The following is an 18,042-nucleotide window of genomic DNA, read 5'->3' on the forward strand; positions in this document are numbered from 1 at the left end:
TCGAGCCCTTCAGCGAGGTATCCCGCCGATGATCACCGCTCCCGCACCGATGCCACCCGCCTACGACTCCGGCGACACGGCCTGGCTGCTCGCCGCCACGGCCATGGTGCTGCTGATGACACCGGGGCTGGCGTTCTTCTACGGCGGCATGGTGCGCACCAAGCACGTCCTGATGATGATCAAGATGAGCTTCGCCGCCCTGGCCTTCGGGACGCTGGTCTGGTGGGCCGTCGGCTACACGCTGGCCTTCGGGCCCGACGTCGGGGGAGCGGGGCTGATCGGCAACCTCGATCACGTCTTCATGAACGACATCGGGCTCACCACGCTGACCGGCCACATCCCCACCTACGTCTACGCCACCTTCCAGATGGGGTTCGCGATCATCACCGTCGCCCTCATCAGCGGTGCGATCGCCGACCGGGCCACGATGAGGGGGTGGCTGGTCTTCGTCGTGCTGTGGCTGCTGATCGTCTACGTACCCCTCGCGCACTGGGTGTTCGACGAGGACGGCTGGATTGTCAAGCACCTGGGCGCCCTGGACTTCGCGGGCGGGCTGCCGGTGGAACTCAACTCCGGGGTCGCCGGTCTGGCCGTCGCCCTGGTGCTGAGGGCGCCGCGCGACTTCGCCCGCCGCGAGGAGCGCCCCAACAACATCCCGCTGGTCGTCGTGGGCGCGGGGCTGCTCTGGTTCGGCTGGTTCGGGTTCAACTCGGGTTCCGCGCTGACCGACCAGGGGACCGCCGCCGCTGCCTTCATCAACACACAACTGGGCGCCGCGGGCGCCATGGTGACCTGGCCGCTGGTGGAGAAGTGGCGGACGGGCGGCGTCAGCACGATGGGCGTCGTCTCCTCCGCCGTCGCCGGCATGGTGGCCATCACGCCCGCCTGCGGGGAGATCGACACCCTGGGCGCGGTCGTCACCGGCCTGGTCGTGGGCGCGGTGAGCGCCTTCGCCGTCACCCTCAAGTACCGCTTCGGCATCGACGACACCCTCGACGTGGTCGGGGTGCACGGTGTGGGCGGCTTCATCGGGCTCATCATGGTCGGCCTCTTCGCCACCGCCCGGATCAGCGGTCAGAAGGGGCTCTTCGAGGGCGGCGGCTGGGCGCTGCTGGGCAAGCAGCTCGTGGCGATCGTCGCGGTGATGGCGTTCTCCTTCGTCCTGACCTGGCTCATCGCGAAGGCCGTCGACCGGACCGTCGGGTTCCGTGCCACCGAGGAGTACGAGGGCGTTCCCGGCAAGGAGGAGGAGCGCGCGTACGACTTCCGGACCGCCGGGCGGCTGGAGGAGATCGTCGCGGGCAGGACCGCCTCCGCCGCCAGCGACGAGGAGATCGTCCGGCAGATCAGCCGGCTGCTGCGGGACCGTCAGGCCTCGCGCTGATCGGCAGTACGTGCGCGGGCGGATGGGCCACCTCCAGATCCGGGCGCCAGGCCGCCAGGATCTGGGCCGACGGGTCGAAGAGCGGCGCGGGCAGCTCCTCGGGGGCGGTCCACCGCCAGGCGCTGATCAGATCCGGCTCGGTCACCTCCGGGACCCCGGAGCCCAGGCGTACGAGCGCTCCCATGCTGATCCGGTTGATCCCGCCGATCACATCGTGGACCATGGCGAAGACGTCCACCGCGCTCTCGTCCACGACCAGACCGGTCTCCTCGCGCAGCTCGCGCACCGCGGCCGCCGCGACCGACTCGTGCGTCGGATCGACCTTGCCGCCGGGCAGCTCCCACGTACCGCTGTGGTGCCTCCCCAGCAGCACCCGCCCCCGTCCGTCCGTCACGATGACGCCGACGCCGAGGGCCGCTTGTGCCGTGGGCGGGCGGGTGTTGCGGGAGGGGCGGGGGAGGGGGCCGGTGGCTTCGGCCGTCTCCGTGGACATCGTGCTGCTCTCCGCTCTCCGGGATGGTCTCCGGCGTGCTCCGGTCTCCGGGATCGTCTCCGGGAGACGCCGGGCCGTCGGTCGTACGGGGACACCGTAACGACACCCCCGGCCGCCGGGCGCGGGGATGGGCCGGATCCGGCCCCGGGCCCGGTGCGCCTGCCGGTGCCGGGGCGGACGCCGCTCAGACCACCAGCCGCAGCGCCGTCGCCGAGATGCCCAGCCGTACGCTCTGACCCCAGGTCAGCTCCAGCGCGTCGGCCTCCATCCCGTCCCCGAACACCACGATCCGGTCCGACTCCACGGTGAGCCGGAGCCCCTGACCCCGGCCCAGCCGGCCGGAGACCTGCGAGGTGCCGGTCGCCGGGGACGGCCAGGCCTCGCGGACGAACCAGAGGAGGCGGGGGTCGCACGGCGCGGGCAGGGGCACGGTGCTGCCGCGCTCCAGCCACAGGGAGCGGAGCCAGCCGGTGGCGCCCGTTCCGGTGCCGACGAGGACCCCTGAGGAGGCCTGGGCCTCGCCCGGGGAGCCGTCGCCGTCGGAGGCGAGGCGGTAGCGGGCCGTCTGGTGGCCGGGCGGGCCGAGGTAGATCTCGTTGAGCGCGACCAGCCGCTGGGTGTCGTCGGCGACCGCCTCGACCATCGTCAGCGCCTCCACCGTGCCCCCGTCCGCCGTCGCGGCGCGCAGCAGGGCGGCCGTGTCGGCGCACCGGTGGCGGACCAGGACGCCGGGGTTGCGGCCGGGGTCGGTGTCGATGCCCACCACCGGCTGCCCCGACAGGTACTTCGCGGCGTTGGCGACCAGCCCGTCCTGGCCGACCACGACCACCACGTCCTCCGGCGCGAAGAGGAACCGGTCCAGGTCCGCCCGCTCCACCCGGGTGGAGCGCCAGGTCAGCGGCACGGCCGCCGCCACGTCCCGCAGGGCCTGCCGGGTACGTTCGTGGCGCCGGGCCACCTCGTCGATCGAGCGGCCCCGGCTGGAGAGGAAGAACGCGGCCTGACCGTGCGTACCGTGCCGGGCGAGCAGCTCCTCGTACTCGGTCCGGCGGTGTACGAGGACGGCCCGGGGCGCCAGACTCACGCTCCCGCCCTGCCTTCCGGACGGCCTGCCGCCCCGCCTTCCGGACGGCCGAGCTTCGCGAGGAGCCCGGTGAGGACGTCGGGCGAGAGGGTGAGGCTCTCGATGCGCGGCACGTTCTCCGCGAGCCGGGTCGCCGCCAGGGCGTGCAGCGTGGCCGGGTCGACCTCGCCGTGCACCCGCAGCCAGGCCGCCTGCGCCTCGGCGCGTGCCGCACCCGTCGCCCGCGCCGCCTCCGCCTCCGCACGCGCCAGGCGCACCTTGCGCGCCGCCTCGGCCTCCGTCCGGACCCCGTCGGCGGCGGCCTTCTCCTCGGCCTCGCGGCGGGCGTTGGTGCCGCGCTGGTCGACCAACTGCTCCTCGCGCCGGGCCAGTTCGATCTGGCTGGCCAGCTCGTTCTCCGCGATGGCGCGCTCGCGCTCGACGGCCACCGCGCGCCGCTCGTAGGTGGCCCGGTCCGCCTCCTGCTGGATCTGCTCGCGCGCCGGGGTGCGCAGGGCGCGCTCGACCTCGGCCTCGGGGCGGATCGCCACGACCCGCACGGCCACCACGTCGATCCCGGTGGCGGGGAGCCTCGGCTCGGCGGCGAGACCGGTGGCGACCCGGTCCCGTACGGACGCGACCCCGTCCACCAGGGCCTCGGCCAGCGGGGTGCGGGCCAGCACGTCCAGCGTGTGCTGCTGTGCGGTCTCGGTGAGCAGGGTGGCGATCTGCTCCAGCGGCGCCCCGCGCCAGCTCCCGGTGTCCGGGTCGACGGAGAAGTCCAGCCGGTCGGCCGCGAGGGCCGGGTCGCTGACCCGGTAGGTCACGGTGGCCTGGACGGTGACGTCCTGGAAGTCCGCCGTACGGGCGTGGAACGCCATGGCCAGCTCCCGGTCGTCGACCGGCACCTCGGAGAGCGCCGCCGACAGCGAGCGGTACCAGAAGCTGAGCCCCCGGCCGTCGTGGGCGAGCGTGCCGCGCTTGTGGTGGCGGATGTGGGCGGTGGGCGCGGAGCGCAGATGCCGCCAGCCGAAGCGCCGGGTGATGTCGGCCATGGGGACCCCCTTGAACTCGGACGCGTACGGGGGACTCGCACGCGCTCCTGATCTCGTCATGAGGACGATAAGGGGTCGAGCCTTATATGGTCAAGGTGACGAGAAGGGGTGGGGTCAGGACCGTGGCGCCCGGCGCGCCAGGTGCCTGGCCGGGATCTCGCCGCCCCCGTGCACCGCCAGGTCGGCGCCGTTGACGTACGCGGCGTGCGGCCCGGCGAGCCAGAGGCAGGCGTGCGCCACGTCGGCCGGGACCGCCAGCCGCCCCATCGGTACGACGCCCGCCACCGCGGCGCCGCCGTCCTCGCCGTAGAGCGCGGTGGCGTCCGCCGTGCGGACGAGGCCCGCGGTGATGTGGTTCACCCGGACCCGTGGCGCCCACTCCAGGGCCAGCGCCCGGGTCAGCCCGCGGAGCCCCGCCTTCGCCGCCGAGTACGCGGCGGTGCCCGGCTGCGGGTCGTGCGCGGAGACGCTGCCGATGTTGATCACGGCCCCGCCCTCCGGCTGTTCCCGCATGACCAGGTTGGCGGCCTGGGCCAGGTAGAAGGGGGCGAGCAGATTGAGGGCGACGACCCGCTCGACGAAGCGCGGGGAGACGGTGGCGGCGTCGGCGTCGGGGGAGCCGCCCGCGTTGTTGACGAGGACGTCGAGCCGGCCGAGCCGGTCGGCCGTCGCCGCGACGAGTCCGGCCGCCGCCGTCGGATCCCGGACGTCCGCGGCGTGGAAGGCGGCGCTCCGCCCGCCCGACGAGGGGAGGGCGGTGGGTGCGCCGCGGCCGCAGACCACGACCTCCGCGCCCGCCGCGAGGAAGGCCTCCGCGATCGCGGCGCCGATGCCCTTGGTGCCCCCGGTGACGATCACCGCCCGCCCGGTGAAGTCGATCGGATCGGCCAGTTCCATGGTCCGCCCCTCGGTGGTGGTCCCGGTGGTCCCGGTGGTTCTCGTGCGCGTCCGGCGAATCTACCAATCGTTTGTTAGGTGCGATAGGTGCGGCGAGCGGGCGGGGGGGGCGTCCTCTGGGGTGCGCGGGAGACGAACACGGGCGGCCGGTGACCTCCGGAGAAGTCACCGGCCGCCCGGGCGTCGCGCCGCCCCCGTCCCCACGGTGCGGCGCCGGGTGTACCGTCCCCATCCGCTGGGACGGGCGGTCCACGTCTCTCAGGACTCCGGCGTCCCCGCCGTGGGTCCGGGGCCGGATTCCCCTCCGGGGTCGAGCCCGAGTCCGGGCAGGATCGCCTTCTCGACGAACCTGCCGAGATAGGCGGCGTCGGCGTACCGCCCCTCCAGCAGCGGCCGCGCGCGCATCACGCCGAGCAGCTGTGCCGCCACGTACTCCGCGCCCGGCACCTCCGCCGCGATCTCGCCGCGCTCCTGGGCGCGCCGCACCATCGCGTCGATCGCCGCGACCTCCGGGACGATCAGTGCCTCCCGCAGCGCGCACAGCAGCTCGGGGCTCTGCAGCGCCGCATGGCTGAGCGCGTGCATCAGCGGGGTGTCGCGCTCCGACGCCTCGCCGATCGCCCGGGCCGCCTCCAGGAGGTCCCCGGCGAGCGACCCGGTGTCGATCTCCGGGAGCCGCATCCGCCGGGTGCCGTGCAGCGCGGCGACGACCAGTTCCGGCTTGGTGCCCCACTGCCGGTACAGCGTCGACTTGCCGCACCGCGTCCGGGCGGCGACGCCCTCCATGGTCAGTGACTCGTAGCCGCTCTCCCGCAGCAGGTCCAGCACCGCCGCGTACAGCTCCTGCGCCCGCTCCGGCGTGATCTTCGACCGGCGTGAGGCGGGGGCCGGCTCCGGTACGGAACGTACGGAATCGGGCGACGGCATGGGGTGTCCCTCCTGCGGCGGTGCGGCGAGGTTCTCGATACGCCAGTGTACCGATACGCGCGTGTACCGATACGTCAACGTATCGGTACACTGGCGTATCGATTCGGCACGGAGAGACCGTGCCGTCCTGATACCGCTTCGCATCCAAGGGGGCACCGGGTGACGACGTACGCCCGCACCGAGCCCACGGACCAGGAGCCGGACATACGTGCCCGACCGCCCCTCGTTCGCGAGTTCCTTCTGGTGGCCGGACTCTTCCTCGCCTACAAGCTCGGCCGCCGGGCGGCCAACGGCCATGTCGAGGAGGCGTTCCGCAACGCCGGGAACGTCTGGGACCTCGAACGCGCCCTGCACCTCCCGGGGGAGGGCGCCGTCCAGGGCCTGCTGCTGCACAGCCAGCCCCTGATCCAGGCGGCGAACACCTATTACGCCGCCGTGCACTTCCCCGCCACGGCCCTCTTCCTGGTCTGGCTCTACTGGCGCCGCCCGCTCCACTACCTCTGGTCGCGGCGCGTCCTCGCCGTACTCACCGGTGGCGCCCTCGTGCTCCACCTGGTCGTCCCGCTCGCCCCGCCCCGGATGCTCCCGGCCGCCGGACTCGTCGACACCGGCCAGGTCTACGGGCCGACGGTCTACGGGGCGACGCCCGCGACCGACACGATGGCCAACCAGTTCGCCGCGATGCCCTCGCTGCACGTCGGCTGGGCCGCGATGGTCGCCCTCGGCCTGATCGCCGCCACCCGCTCCCGGTGGCGGTGGCTCTGGCTCCTCCACCCGGCGATCACCCTGCTTGTCGTCGTGGCCACGGCGAACCACTACTGGCTCGACGCGATCGTGGTCGTGGCGATGCTCGCGGTGACACTGGCCGTGCTGCGGATACCGGGAAGCGGCAAGGGTCCGGGCGCGCGTACGGGCATGAGCGCTCGTACGGACGGGATGCGCGGGGACGCCGTGCGTACGGAGCGGGGCGCGCGCACGGACGGGATGCGCCGGGACGCCCTGCGTACGGAGGGGGACGCGCGTTCGTACGTGGCCGCCTCGCCGCCCGCCCGTACGCCCGCCGGGGACGCCGTTCCGGTCCGGGCCGCCGCAGAGAGCCCCGTGCGGGCCGCCGCCGACACCGGGGCGGGCCGATGAACGCCACGCTGATCGCCGTCGCGCTCTCCCTCGTCTCCGCCGGCGCCTACGCCTCCGCCGCCGTGGCCCAGTCCCGGCTGGCCGCGCGTACCGACCCCTCCACCGGGGTCCTGCGCCTGCTCGGCCGGGGCGCCTGGTGGGCGGCGGTCGGCCTCAACGCCGGGGGAGCGCTCCTCCATGTCGCCGCGCTCAACTACGGCCCGCTCACCCTGGTCCAGCCGCTCGGCGCGCTCACCCTCGTCGCCGCCGTGCCGCTCGGGGCGCGTGCCGCGGGGCGCCGGGTCGGGCGCACCGAATGGCGGGGCACGGTCCTCACGCTGCTCGGCCTGGGCGCCCTGCTCCTGACCACGGGCGGCGGCACCCTCCCGCAGGACACCCTGACCCTCCCCGAGGCCCTCGGCGTCGGCGCGGCCACCATGGCCGTGGTCGCCGGGCTGAGCAGGCCGGGCGCCCGCCCGGGGCTGCGGCACGCGGCGGCCTCCGGCATCACGTCGGGCGTCGCCTCCGCGCTCACCCAGACCCTGACCGTCGCCGTCACCGACCCCTCCGGCGGCCCGCTGTTCGACTGGCGGCTGCTGACGGTGGCGCTGCTCGTCTCCGCCTTCGCCATGGGAGGCCTGCTGCTCTCCCAGACCGCCTACCGGGGCGGCCTCGGCGCGCCCCTCGCCGTCGTCACCCTCGCCAACCCGGTCGCCGCCGCCGCGATCGGCCTGGCCCTCCTCGGCGAACGCCTCCAGGGCGGGCCGGTCAGCCTGGCCCTGGCACTGCTGGGTACGGCAGCCGCCGTACGCGGGGTGATCCTGCTCAGCCGGGCCCAGGCACGCGGCACGGATCGGGGCGGGGCGCAGGAGGCCCCCGGCCCGCTGGACCCGGTCGCCTCCAGGGTCGTGATCGGCAGCCCCCGGCGCGCCGACGGTACGCCGCTGGGCGCGAGCGCTTTCGGCGCGGGCGCCGAGCCCCTGGGGGCAGGCCCCTTCACCATGGGCGCGGAACTTCATCCCGTACAGGCGGGTGCCCAGCCGCACCGGTAACGGGCGACTGCCCAGCCGCACCGGTAACGGGCGACTGCCCGGTCGCACTGGCAACGGGTGACCGCCCGGCCGCGCCCATAGGGGGTGACTGTCTGCCGCACCGGTATCGCGCGACTGCCCGGCGGCGCCCGTAAGCGGTGACTGCCCGGTCGAACCTGCAGCGACCGACCATCGGGTCAGCGCGCAGCGGGCGCCCGTCCGCCCCCACCCGCGACGCCCGTCCGCCCCCACCCGCGACGCCCGTCCGCCCCCACCCGCGACGCCCGTCCGCCTCCACCTGCGACGGTCGGCCGCTCCACCCGCGACGGCCGGCCGCCCTCCCGGCGGCTCAGCCCGCCTCCAGATCCCCGATCGCCCGCGTCAGCCAGCCGATCCAGAACGTCTCCAGGTCGATGCCGCCCCGCAGCACCAGATGGCGCAGCCGGTCGGCGTCCGCCTCGGGGGCCGGGGTGAAGTCCCGCGCCTCGATCTCCCGGTACTCCGCCAACTGGCTCTCGTGCAGGGCCAGATGGCGGCGCAGCTCGGTCCCCATGCCGTTCACCCCGACGACCGCCGCCGCCCGCATCCGCAGGAGCAGCGGGTCGCGGACCGGGCGCGGGTCCTCGGGGAGCGCCACCCAGGTCGCCAGCTCCTCCCGGCCGGCGGGCAGGACCTCGTACTCCTTCTTCTGGCCCCGGGCCGGTGCCGTGGTGGGCAGCGCCCTGATCCGTCCCGCCTGCTCCAGTTTTCCCAGCTCGCGGTAGATCTGCTGGTGGGTCGAGGACCAGAAGTAGCCGATCGACCGGTCGAACCGGCGGGTCAGCTCCAGGCCCGAGGAGGGCTTCTCCAGCAGGGCGGTGAGAATCGCGTGCGGCAGTGACATGACGTGCATCCTAAGGACGGGGGCGGGCGGGGTTCCGGGCCCCCGGGCGGGCCGGGTTCAGAGGGCGGCGGCCAGCTCCGTGCCCTGGCGGATCGCCCGCTTGGCGTCCAGCTCGGCCGCCACGTCCGCGCCGCCGATCAGATGGACCGGGCCGCCCGCCGCGCGCAGCTCCTCGTACAGCTCGCGGCGCGGTTCCTGGCCCGCGCAGAGCACCACCGTGTCGACCGGCAGCACCCGCCGCTCGCCCTCCACGGTGAGGTGGAGGCCCTCGTCGTCGATCAGGTCGTAGGAGGCGCCGGCGATCATCTCGACGCCCCGGTGGCGCAGTTCGGTGCGGTGGATCCAGCCCGTCGTCTTGCCGAGGCCCGCACCGACCTTGGTCGTCTTGCGCTGCACCAGGTGGACGGTGCGGGGGACCTTGGGGCGCTCGGGGGCGCGCAGTCCGCCCCGGTCCGCGTAGGCCGTGTCCACGCCCCACTGGCGGAAGAACGTCTCCGCGTCCAGGCTCGCCGCGTCTCCGCCGTCGGTGAGGAACTCCGCCACGTCGAAGCCGATGCCGCCCGCGCCCACGATCGCGACCCGGTCGCCGACCGGAGCCCCGTCGCGCAGCACGTCCAGGTAGCTGACCACGCTCGGGTGGTCGGTGCCGGGGATCGCGGGGGTACGCGGCTCGACACCGGTGGCGAGCACGACCTCGTCGAAGCCGTCCAGCGTCCCGGCGTCGGCCCGGGTGGAGAGGCGCACCTCGACGTCCAGCTCCGCCAGTCGCGTACGGAAGTAGCGCAGCGTCTCGTCGAACTCCTCCTTGCCCGGCACCCGGCGGGCCACGTTGAGCTGGCCGCCGATCTCGTCCGCCGTGTCGAAGAGCGTCACCGCGTGGCCCCGCTCGGCGGCCGTCACCGAGCAGGCGAGGCCCGCCGGACCCGCACCGACCACGGCGACGCGTTTGCGGGTCCGGGTGGGGCTCAGGACGAGTTCGGTCTCGTGGCAGGCGCGCGGATTGACCAGGCAGGAGGTGATCCGGAGGCTGAAGATGTGGTCCAGGCACGCCTGGTTGCAGCCGATGCAGGTGTTGATCGCGTCCGCCCGCCCGGCCGCCGCCTTGGCGACGAACTCCGGGTCGGCCAGGAAGGGCCGCGCCATCGAGACCATGTCCGCCCGGCCGGAGGCGAGGACGTCCTCGGCCACCTGCGGGGTGTTGATGCGGTTGCTCGTCACCAGCGGTACGGAGACGGCGCCGCGCACCCGCTCGGTCACCCAGGTGAAGGCCGCGCGCGGCACGGAGGTGGCGATGGTCGGGATGCGCGCCTCGTGCCAGCCGATGCCGGTGTTGATGATCGTCGCGCCCGCCGCCTCGATCTCCTTCGCCAGCGTCACGACCTCCTCCAGCGTCGAGCCGCCCGGCACCAGGTCCAGCATGGAGAGCCGGTAGATCAGGATGAAGTCGTGGCCGACCCGCTCGCGGACCCGGCGGACGATCTCGACGGGGAACCGGATGCGGTTCTCGTAGGAGCCGCCCCAGCGGTCGGTGCGGTGGTTGGTCGCGGAGACGATGAACTCGTTGATCAGGTAGCCCTCGGAGCCCATGATCTCGACGCCGTCGTATCCCGCGTGCCGCGCCAGCTCCGCGGCACGGACGAATTCCTCGATGGTCTCCTCGACCTGCTCGTCGGTGAGGGCGTTGGGGGTGAACCCGCTGATGGGGGCCTTGAGCGCGCTCGGGGCCACCAGGTCGGGGTGGTGCGCGTACCGGCCGAAGTGCAGGATCTGCATCGCGATCCGGCCGCCCGCCGCGTGCACCGCCGAGGTGATCTCCCGGTGCTGCTCCGCCTCCGCCTCGGTCGTCATCTTCGCCCCGCCGGGGAAGGAGCACGCCCGCTCGCTGGGGGCGATGCCGCCGGTGACGATGAGGCCGACGCCGCCCCGGGCGCGCTCGGCGTAGAAGGCGGCCATCCGCTCGAAGCCGCGCTCGGCCTCCTCCAGGCCGATGTGCATCGAGCCCATGAGGACCCGGTTGGGGAGGGTGGTGAACCCGAGGTCCAGCGGGCTCAGCAGGTTCGGGTACAGGCTCATCCGGGTCTCCTCGGCAGGGGGCGTCGCGTCAGTTGTAGACCAAGCCGAGCCGCTTATGCAACAAGTTGCACAATGGCGTACGTCGCATCGGTAGCCCGTCCTGCCCGCGCGGAGCCTCGCACCCGTACGCATCCATCGCGGCCCCGGCCCCTGCCCCACCAGCCTGCATCCCTTGCGGCGCCCGGCCCGTCCCCCGTACGGCGTAACCGGCCGCGCCCGCCCGGTGGCCGCCGAGGAGAGTGGGAGCCGTACCGCACGCACCCCCACCCCGGGAGTCCTCATGGTCTGCGTCAACCGGCGTGATCTCGGTCTGCTCGCCCTGCGCGTCGGCACCGGCGCGGTGCTCGCCGCCCACGGCAGCCAGAAACTGGCCGGATGGTTCGGAGGCGGCGGCATCCAGGGCACCACGGCCGCGATGGAGGCCATGGGGTTCCATCCGCCCAAGCACAGCGCGGTCGCCGCCGGACTCGGTGAGGCGGGCGGCGGGGTGCTGCTGGCGCTGGGCCTGGCCACGCCCGCCGCCGGGGCCGCGGCGGCGGGCGCCATGGCGGGCGCGGTGGCCGTGCACGCCCCGGCGGGCTTCTTCGCCCAGGGCGGCGGCTACGAGTACCCGGCGTTCCTCGGCTTCACCGCCGCCGCCGTCGGACTGGCCGGCCCCGGCCGCTACTCCGTGGACCACGTCACCTGCCACGTCTTCGACCGCCCCTGGATGGTGGCCCTCGCCTTCGCGGGGAGCGCTGTCGCGGCGGCGGCGGTGGTCGGCAAGCGGGCCAAGGGTCAGGCGGACGAGGAGCGGGAGCCGGGCCGATGAGCGAGGACCCGCGCCTGTACGACGGTTCCGCCGGCGCCCCTCCGGTGCCCGACCCGGAGAGTGCCTGGGTCACCGGAGGGGTCCTCTTCGCCGGCGTGCTGATGCTGTGCCAGGGCGTGGTCGCGGCCCTGCAGGGCGTCGCCGCCCTGGCCGACAGCGACGTCTACGGCACCGTCGGCGACTACCTCTACCGGTTCAGCCTCACCAGCTGGGGCTGGATCCACCTGGTGATCGGCCTCTGTGCGGTGATCACCGGCGCCGGGCTCCTCAAGGGCGCGGGGTGGGCCCGGGTGACCGGCATCGTCCTCGCCTCCCTCACCCTCTTCGCGCAGTTCCTCTTCCTGCCGTACGCGCCGGTGTGGTCGGTGCTCATGATCGGGCTGGACATCTTCGTGATCTGGGCCCTGGTCGCCTACCGGTCTCAGGCCGCCGGGGTCGCACCCCGCTGACCGTCCGCGCCGCTCTTCGTACGTCCCTCCCCGCCGCCGTCCGCGCCCTCGCGGCTCAGCGCCCCCGGCCACCAGGACGTGGGCCCGATGTCGCGGACCAGCGCCGGGACCAGGAGCGAGCGGACGACCAGGGTGTCCAGCAGGACACCGAAGGCGACGATGAACGCGATCTGCACGAGGAACGCCAGCGGGATCACGCCCAGCGCGGCGAAGGTGGCCGCCAGCACGACACCGGCCGACGTGATGACCCCGCCGGTCGTGGTCAGCCCGCGCAGGATGCCCTCCCGGGTGCCGTGGCGCAGGGACTCCTCGCGGACCCGGGACATCAGGAAGATGTTGTAGTCGACGCCCAGGGCCACCAGGAACACGAACCCGTACAGCGGCACCGAGGAATCCGTACCGCTGAAGCCGAACACATGGGTGAAGACCAGCGACGAGATGCCCAGCGTCGCCAGGAAGTTCAGCGCGACCGTGGTCACCAGCAGCACCGGCATCAGCAGCGAGCGCAGCAGGAAGACCAGGATCACCAGGATGATCGCCAGTACGACCGGCACGATCAGTGTGCGGTCGGCCTCGGCCGTGCGCTGGGTGTCGTACTGCTGGGCCGTGTAGCCGCCTACCAGGGCGTCGGAGTCGGGCACCGCGTGCACCGCGTCGCGCAGGGCGGCCACCGTCTCCTTGGCGCTGTCGCTGTCCGCCGCGTCCTTGAGGGTCGCGTCGATACGCACCTTGCCGTCGACGACGAGGGGGTCACCTCCGGGCCGGCCGCCCTCACTGACCGCCGAGACCGAGGCCACCCCGTCGGTGCCGGACGCGGCCTCGCTCACCGCGTCCAGCCGGTCGGCCGCCGCGATGATCACCACCGGGTTGCCGGAGCCGCCGGGGAAGTGCTCGCTCAGCGTCTCCTGGGCGGCCACGGAGGGGGCGTCGTTGACGAAGATCTCGTCCAGCGGCACGCCCTTGGAGGTGAGCGTCGGGGCGAACGCGGCACAGGCGACCAGGGCCGCGAGCGTGATGGCCCAGACCTTGCGGGGAGACCGGTCGACCAGGGCCGCCACCTTGCTCCAGATCCCGTGGCCGCCGGTCCCGTCCTCGGCCGGCCGGGGCTTGGCCGGCCAGTACGCCTTGCGGCCCAGCAGCACCAGGGCGGCGGGCAGGAAGGTGAGGGCGCTCAGGACCGAGCAGACGATCCCGATCGCGCCGACCGGGCCGAGCGCCCGGTTGTTGGTGAGGTCGCTGAGCAGCAGCGCGAGCAGACCCGCGGCCACCGTCGCGGCGCTCGCCGTGATCGGCCCGAAGGACTCCCGCAGCGCGATGCGCATCGCGGCGACCCGGTCGCCCTGGATGGCCAGTTCCTCCCGGAACCGGGCGGTGAGCAGCAGTGCGTAGTCCGTCGCGGCGCCGATCACCAGGATCGACAGGATGCCCTGCACCTGGCCGTCCACCCGCACGATGTCGTGGTCCGCCAGCACATAGACGATCGCGCAGGCGAGGCCGAGGGCGAAGACGGCACCGATGATGATGAGGAAGGGCAGCAGCACACTGCGGTAGACCAGCACCAGGATGACGAGCACCGTGATCAGGGCGACGCCGAGGAGCAGCCCGTCGATGCCCGCGAAGGCGTCGGACAGATCGGCCTGGCTCGCGGCCGGTCCGGCGAGCTGCACCGTGGTGCCCGGTACCTCCGCACCGGCCTCCTGGACCTTCTCCAACACCGTCGGCAACTCGTCCCCGAGGCCGGGGCTGAGCTGCACGATGCCCTGGAGCGCGAGGCCGTCCTCGGACGGCAGCGCGGGGGAGGCCTTCCCGATGACGCCCTCGGTCCCCGAGAGCGAGGCGAGGGCACCGGTGGCGGCCTCCTGCTGGGCCTCGCTCACCGGCGAACCCTCGTCCTCCGACGTCCACACGAGGATGACCGGCACGGTCTCGTTCTGCTGGAACGCCTTCTGCGCGTCGATGACCTGGGTGGATTCGGCGTTCTGGGGCAGGAAGGAGGCCTGGTCGTTGGTGGCGACCTCGCCGAGCTTGCCCGCGTACGGGCCGAGCCCGCCGCCGATACCGAGCCAGGCGATCAGCAGAACGACGGGGATCAGCCAACGGGCCGACCGTGCAGGGGTGAACATGCCTCTCCCGGGGGTGCGCGGAGTATCTCAATGACCAATAATCTCAATCGTTGAAATACATTAGCGGAGGGCCTGCGGAGCGTGGTCGCGCGGGCCCCTCTCCGGGGGAGCGGAGAGCGGGGGAGGGGCGCGTACGGGGTGCTTCTGCGGGCGGCCCCCTCATGGATGCACCCGGAGGCCGGGAATCGCGGCGGCGCGCCATGCACGTCCGACGGTTGCTCAGGCGCTCCGGGGCGAGGGGCCGCAGTGGTCCACCGCACTGGTCCGGAGGGCGCTTCGAGGCCGGGCCAGGTCTCAGTCGCGCGCCGGGGGAGCCTCGGACAGCTCCTCGTTCATGGCGGTGAGGAAGCGCAGGACCGTCGTCAGTTCGGCCTCGCTGAAGCGGGCCCGCGCCCGCTCGGTGGCCTCGGCGAGCGGCATGAAGTAGTCGCGGGCGGCCAGCCGGGCACTCGCCTCGTAGTAGACGTGCACCACCCGGCGGTCGCTGCTCTCGCGGGCCCGCCGGATGTGACCGGCCCGCTCCAGGCGGTCGAGGCAGGCGGTCACTGCGCCGGAGGTGAGCCCCAGGTGCTCGCGGAGCGCGCCCGGGGTCAGGGGGGCGGGGGAGTCGAGGATGGCGGCCAGCGCGCTCACGTCCGTGGGATGGAGTTGCTGGTGCGCGGCGAAGCCGTGGGTCATCCGGTTGATCTCGCCGTTCATCCGGCGGAGCTGGACCGCGAACGCCTGGAGACCGGCGGCGGATCCGGCTTCCGGGGCCGTCGCGGGGTCCGAGGCGCCGTTCCGGGTCTGTCGGCTGTCAGCGCTGGTCACGTACTCAGCGTATAGAACCGCAGCCCATGGCCGGAGAACCGGTGTCCGAGACCGGTGAGCCCGGCCGGCGCGCACGACCGGTGCGCATGGCTGGTGCCCGGACCGTCACACGGTCCGGGCACCGTTCTCCGGGCATCGGATCTCGGGGTACCGGATCTCCGGGCGTCGCCCACGGATCCGGTCGGGGTCACGACGGCGGCATGAGCACCGTGTCGACCAGGTTCACGGTGGCGTTGGCCGTCGGGATGTTGCCGCAGACGATCTTCGACGAGTCGTTCACCGTGAAGTCGGAACCGGATCCCTTCACAGTGAGGTCGCTGCCCTGGAGGGTCTTGTACGTGCCGTCCTCCAACTGCTTCGTCGTCAGCTTCTCGCCCACCACGTGGTACGTCAGGACCTTGGTCAGCTCCTCCTTGTTGTTGAGGAGCGCGTCCAGGTCGGCCTTCGGGATCTTCTCGAAGGCGGCGTTCGTCGGCGCGAACACCGTGATGTTCTCGGCGTTGTTGAGCGTGTCCACGAGGCCGGCCTTCTTCACGGCGCTGACCAGGGTGGTGAGTTCGGGGTTGTTGGACGCGGCGGTGGCGACCGGGTCCTTCGCCATGCCCTCGAGGCTGCCCGCGCCCTCCATCGGCACGGACGCGCAGGCCGGACCGAACGGCTCCGCCGGAGCCTGGGCCTGCGCCTGCGGCGCGAAGAACACCATGGAGGCGGGGAAGGCGAGCGCGGCGGCGGTCGCGGCGGTGCGTTGCAGGCGGGTGATGGTCATGATGTCTCCTCCGGCGGGGTGAGGGTGAGATATTCACGCCGTACGGCCATGGCGAGCCGTAATCCCAGTAGTCCACAGAAGGTCACCGGGGTCAAATGGGGCCCCGTACGGAAGGGTAAGGGAAATTGGTTTTGAGGGATGCTGGGCAAGGGTTTTCCGGGCGGAATAAAATACCGTCGTCCGGCCGGATGCCAGCGCCCGGCCCTGATTCGACGCAGAAGCGATGCGGCGGGCATGCTGGCCTGACGAGGGAGATCATGGGGCCGGGGGCGGTTCGTGCCGTGAGATGAAGTAATTCGTTGTGCTCTATTAAGGGCCATGTTTCGAGTGATTTAAGAATCATCCAGTCGGCTGCGTGAGTGACGTCGCCTGGCTATCCGCCGGGTGCCGGTCGGATGCGTATTCGGTACATATTCGTGGAACGGTCGGGATATTCGCGTACGGCGTTTCCCTGCCCGCCCCGAAGGCCCTCCCCGGCCCCGCGCCGCGCCGGCAGGAGTTGATCCGCCGGACCGGGGCAACCGGCATGACATGAATACCCGTTCAGTAGCATCACAGGGGCGCGGCCAGGCACGGCGGGCCGCCAACAGCACCGCGGTCGAGGCCGGGGCCAGGGCCGGGTTCGGGGCCCGTGGGGTCATCTACGTCCTCGTGGGCGCCCTCGCCCTGCAGATCGCGCTCTCCGGGGGCGGCGGGAAACAGGCGGACCGGGGCGGCGCGATCGCGGAGATATCGGAGAAGCCCTTCGGCCAGATCGCGCTGTGGCTGCTCGGGATCGGCCTGGTCGGCATGGCGCTCTGGCGGCTGTCCGAGGCCCTCTTCGGGCAGGCCGGCCCCGACGGCGACAAGCCCTCCAAGCGGGCCATGGCCGCGGGGCGCTTCGTCTTCTACGGTTTCGCCGCCTACTCCGTCCTCTCCTTCGCCGCCGGTGAGTCGGGCAGCGGCGGCGGCTCGTCCGACCAGCAGTCGCAGGACATCACGGCCAAGGTGCTGGGCTGGCCCGGCGGACAGTGGATCGTGGGAATCGGCGGGATCGCGGTCGCCTGCGCGGGGATCTGGATCGCGGTGCAGGCCATCATGCGGAAGTACCACAAGCACCTGAAGATGACGGAGATGTCGAAGAAGGTGCGCCGCGCGCTCGACATCTGCGGAGTCTTCGGCGGTACGGCTCGGGGTGCCGTCTTCGCCACCGCGGGCGGCTTCGCGATCACCGCCGCGGTCCAGCACGACCCCGACCAGTCCAAGGGGATGGACGACACCCTGCGCTCCTTCACCGAGACGCCCGTCGGACCGTGGCTCCTGGTGGTCATCGCCGTCGGCCTGGCCGCCTTCGGTGTCTTCTCCTGGTTCAACGCCCGCTACCGCAAGGTGTGAGCACGCGGTCGGGCACGCTGGCCCTGGAGCCCTGGAGCCCTGGAGCCCTGGAGCCCTGGAGCCCTGGAGCCCTGGAGCCCTGGAGCCCTGGAGCCCTGGAGCCCTGGAGCCCTGGAGCCCCGGGACCCCAGGGCCGCAGTGCTTCGAATCCCTCAGGCCCCGGGCAGCCGGGGGCCGGCCGACCGGGTGGCCGGGCGCGGCCCCGCGCCGCCGGTCAGCCGGGGCGGCCCGTCGCCGGCCGCTCCCCGGCGGCGGGCCGCGTCCTCACGCGCGGCCTGCTCGGGGTGGCGGCGACGCCAGTACGGGTTGTCGTGCGGCAGCCCGCCGGTGACCCGCCCGTACATCCCGAAGGTCAGGATCAGCAGCCCCATCACGAAGCTGAAGATCACGTTGGACATGCCGAAGTCCAGGATGTTGGCGCCCTTGTCCAGGATGAAGATGTGGACGAACCCGCTGAGCAGGAAGAGCGTGCCGACGGTCATGTTCACCGTCGACGCGACGTTTCCGCCGATCACCGCTCCGGCCATCAGTACCAGGCCGACGACGACGGAGATCAGGCTCAGGAGGCCGTTCGTCGACAGCCCGGCCACGTGTGAGCCGTTCGTGTCGAAGAAGCCCAGCTGGTTGGTGAAGCCGAGAATGCCGAAGACCAGGAGGATGACTCCGCAGAGCCCCGCTCCGATCCGGTAGACGGTCGCCAGCCGGTGGTCGAGGGGGAGTTCGTCGCTCAGTTTCATGCCGTCTCCTGTTCATGACCCCCCTGTTGATGGGCCTCCCCCTCCAGCCG

General features: G+C 72.9%; 17 protein-coding genes. 6 read left to right on the forward strand and 11 right to left on the reverse strand.

All coding sequences use genetic code 11. The annotated features are described in order from the left end of the window. Positions 1-28: 28 nt before the first annotated feature. Positions 29-1,384 (forward strand): ammonium transporter, encoded by a 1,356-nt coding sequence (locus ACQ9ZG_RS30590; protein WP_109917146.1) that lies wholly within the window; start codon positions 29-31, stop codon positions 1,382-1,384. On the opposite strand, the gene ACQ9ZG_RS30595 is transcribed toward ACQ9ZG_RS30590, so the two are convergent. The 5 genes from ACQ9ZG_RS30595 to ACQ9ZG_RS30615 form a co-directional block, all read right to left on the reverse strand. Continuing rightward, a complete protein-coding gene (locus ACQ9ZG_RS30595; RefSeq protein ID WP_109917145.1) occupies positions 1,347-1,877 on the reverse strand; it encodes a nucleotide triphosphate diphosphatase NUDT15 in 531 nt (176 codons plus the stop codon). The genes ACQ9ZG_RS30590 and ACQ9ZG_RS30595 overlap by 38 nt on opposite strands. Before the next feature lie 184 nt (positions 1,878-2,061). Further along, positions 2,062-2,961 carry an NAD(+)/NADH kinase gene (locus tag ACQ9ZG_RS30600; RefSeq protein WP_109917144.1) on the reverse strand — a complete coding sequence of 300 codons (900 nt, stop codon included), beginning with the start codon at positions 2,959-2,961 and terminating at the stop codon, positions 2,062-2,064. Then, positions 2,958-3,995 carry an SPFH domain-containing protein gene (locus ACQ9ZG_RS30605; RefSeq protein WP_084990638.1) on the reverse strand — a complete coding sequence of 346 codons (1,038 nt, stop codon included), beginning with the start codon at positions 3,993-3,995 and terminating at the stop codon, positions 2,958-2,960. The genes ACQ9ZG_RS30600 and ACQ9ZG_RS30605 overlap by 4 nt, the downstream gene beginning before the upstream one ends. Before the next feature lie 114 nt (positions 3,996-4,109). After that, a complete protein-coding gene (locus ACQ9ZG_RS30610) occupies positions 4,110-4,892 on the reverse strand; it encodes an SDR family oxidoreductase (protein ID WP_499281438.1) in 783 nt (260 codons plus the stop codon). A 258-nt stretch (positions 4,893-5,150) separates the two neighbouring features. Next, positions 5,151-5,819, reverse strand: a complete 669-nt coding sequence (locus ACQ9ZG_RS30615; RefSeq protein ID WP_109914056.1) for a TetR/AcrR family transcriptional regulator — start codon at positions 5,817-5,819, stop codon at positions 5,151-5,153. Between the two features lie 159 nt (positions 5,820-5,978). On the opposite strand from ACQ9ZG_RS30615, the gene ACQ9ZG_RS30620 reads away from it, so the two are divergent. Next, the gene (locus ACQ9ZG_RS30620; RefSeq protein WP_499281439.1) at positions 5,979-6,956 is read left to right on the forward strand and encodes a phosphatase PAP2 family protein; all 978 of its coding nucleotides are present in this window, start codon (positions 5,979-5,981) and stop codon (positions 6,954-6,956) included. Continuing rightward, the gene (locus ACQ9ZG_RS30625; protein WP_499281440.1) at positions 6,953-7,987 is read left to right on the forward strand and encodes a DMT family protein; all 1,035 of its coding nucleotides are present in this window, start codon (positions 6,953-6,955) and stop codon (positions 7,985-7,987) included. Before ACQ9ZG_RS30620 ends, ACQ9ZG_RS30625 begins: the two co-directional genes overlap by 4 nt. A gap of 328 nt (positions 7,988-8,315) precedes the next feature. On the opposite strand, the gene ACQ9ZG_RS30630 is transcribed toward ACQ9ZG_RS30625, so the two are convergent. Together ACQ9ZG_RS30630 and ACQ9ZG_RS30635 are read right to left on the reverse strand one after the other, a co-directional pair. Next, positions 8,316-8,849, reverse strand: a complete 534-nt coding sequence (locus ACQ9ZG_RS30630) for a PadR family transcriptional regulator (RefSeq protein WP_109917194.1) — start codon at positions 8,847-8,849, stop codon at positions 8,316-8,318. Positions 8,850-8,906: 57 nt separating this feature from the next. Further along, positions 8,907-10,922, reverse strand: a complete 2,016-nt coding sequence (locus ACQ9ZG_RS30635; protein WP_084990632.1) for an NADPH-dependent 2,4-dienoyl-CoA reductase — start codon at positions 10,920-10,922, stop codon at positions 8,907-8,909. Positions 10,923-11,202: 280 nt separating this feature from the next. On the opposite strand from ACQ9ZG_RS30635, the gene ACQ9ZG_RS30640 reads away from it, so the two are divergent. Beyond that, positions 11,203-11,733: a DoxX family protein gene (locus ACQ9ZG_RS30640; RefSeq protein ID WP_028419184.1), complete on the forward strand. Its 531-nt coding sequence runs from the start codon at positions 11,203-11,205 to the stop codon at positions 11,731-11,733. Continuing rightward, positions 11,730-12,182 carry a DUF7144 family membrane protein gene (locus ACQ9ZG_RS30645; RefSeq protein WP_028419185.1) on the forward strand — a complete coding sequence of 151 codons (453 nt, stop codon included), beginning with the start codon at positions 11,730-11,732 and terminating at the stop codon, positions 12,180-12,182. The genes ACQ9ZG_RS30640 and ACQ9ZG_RS30645 overlap by 4 nt, the downstream gene beginning before the upstream one ends. Here ACQ9ZG_RS30645 and ACQ9ZG_RS30650 read toward each other — a convergent pair. The 3 genes from ACQ9ZG_RS30650 to ACQ9ZG_RS30660 form a co-directional block, all read right to left on the reverse strand. Beyond that, entirely contained in the window at positions 12,155-14,305 is a 2,151-nt protein-coding gene (locus tag ACQ9ZG_RS30650; protein ID WP_109915986.1) for an MMPL family transporter, read from the reverse strand. The two genes, ACQ9ZG_RS30645 and ACQ9ZG_RS30650, sit on opposite strands and share 28 nt — an antisense overlap. 294 nt (positions 14,306-14,599) lie before the next feature. Beyond that, entirely contained in the window at positions 14,600-15,115 is a 516-nt protein-coding gene (locus tag ACQ9ZG_RS30655; protein ID WP_109915988.1) for a MarR family winged helix-turn-helix transcriptional regulator, read from the reverse strand. 187 nt (positions 15,116-15,302) lie between these two features. Beyond that, positions 15,303-15,881, reverse strand: coding sequence for a fasciclin domain-containing protein (locus tag ACQ9ZG_RS30660; protein WP_018487340.1), 579 nt, complete (start codon positions 15,879-15,881; stop codon positions 15,303-15,305). A 531-nt stretch (positions 15,882-16,412) separates the two neighbouring features. Here ACQ9ZG_RS30660 and ACQ9ZG_RS30665 point away from each other — a divergent pair. After that, entirely contained in the window at positions 16,413-17,255 is an 843-nt protein-coding gene (locus tag ACQ9ZG_RS30665) for a DUF1206 domain-containing protein (RefSeq protein ID WP_109915990.1), read from the forward strand. A gap of 152 nt (positions 17,256-17,407) precedes the next feature. Here the strand turns inward: ACQ9ZG_RS30665 and ACQ9ZG_RS30670 are convergent, their stop codons facing one another. After that, on the reverse strand, positions 17,408-17,992 hold the full coding sequence (locus ACQ9ZG_RS30670; protein ID WP_499281441.1) for a DUF4383 domain-containing protein: 585 nt from the start codon (positions 17,990-17,992) through the stop codon (positions 17,408-17,410). Positions 17,993-18,042 lie beyond the last annotated feature (50 nt).

The organism is Streptomyces araujoniae (assembly GCF_050871195.1).
Lineage (GTDB): Bacteria > Actinomycetota > Actinomycetes > Streptomycetales > Streptomycetaceae > Streptomyces > Streptomyces bacillaris.

Coding starts and splice junctions, on each gene's coding strand:
- ACQ9ZG_RS30660 (WP_018487340.1), bottom strand. CDS start 15,881: ATGACCATCACCCGCCTGCAACGCACCGCCGCGACCGCCGCCGCGCTC.
- ACQ9ZG_RS30645 (WP_028419185.1), top strand. CDS start 11,730: ATGAGCGAGGACCCGCGCCTGTACGACGGTTCCGCCGGCGCCCCTCCG.
- ACQ9ZG_RS30650 (WP_109915986.1), bottom strand. CDS start 14,305: ATGTTCACCCCTGCACGGTCGGCCCGTTGGCTGATCCCCGTCGTTCTG.
- ACQ9ZG_RS30625 (WP_499281440.1), top strand. CDS start 6,953: ATGAACGCCACGCTGATCGCCGTCGCGCTCTCCCTCGTCTCCGCCGGC.
- ACQ9ZG_RS30615 (WP_109914056.1), bottom strand. CDS start 5,819: ATGCCGTCGCCCGATTCCGTACGTTCCGTACCGGAGCCGGCCCCCGCC.
- ACQ9ZG_RS30610 (WP_499281438.1), bottom strand. CDS start 4,892: ATGGAACTGGCCGATCCGATCGACTTCACCGGGCGGGCGGTGATCGTC.
- ACQ9ZG_RS30635 (WP_084990632.1), bottom strand. CDS start 10,922: ATGAGCCTGTACCCGAACCTGCTGAGCCCGCTGGACCTCGGGTTCACC.
- ACQ9ZG_RS30595 (WP_109917145.1), bottom strand. CDS start 1,877: ATGTCCACGGAGACGGCCGAAGCCACCGGCCCCCTCCCCCGCCCCTCC.
- ACQ9ZG_RS30665 (WP_109915990.1), top strand. CDS start 16,413: ATGAATACCCGTTCAGTAGCATCACAGGGGCGCGGCCAGGCACGGCGG.
- ACQ9ZG_RS30590 (WP_109917146.1), top strand. CDS start 29: ATGATCACCGCTCCCGCACCGATGCCACCCGCCTACGACTCCGGCGAC.
- ACQ9ZG_RS30670 (WP_499281441.1), bottom strand. CDS start 17,992: ATGAAACTGAGCGACGAACTCCCCCTCGACCACCGGCTGGCGACCGTC.
- ACQ9ZG_RS30605 (WP_084990638.1), bottom strand. CDS start 3,995: ATGGCCGACATCACCCGGCGCTTCGGCTGGCGGCATCTGCGCTCCGCG.
- ACQ9ZG_RS30640 (WP_028419184.1), top strand. CDS start 11,203: ATGGTCTGCGTCAACCGGCGTGATCTCGGTCTGCTCGCCCTGCGCGTC.
- ACQ9ZG_RS30630 (WP_109917194.1), bottom strand. CDS start 8,849: ATGTCACTGCCGCACGCGATTCTCACCGCCCTGCTGGAGAAGCCCTCC.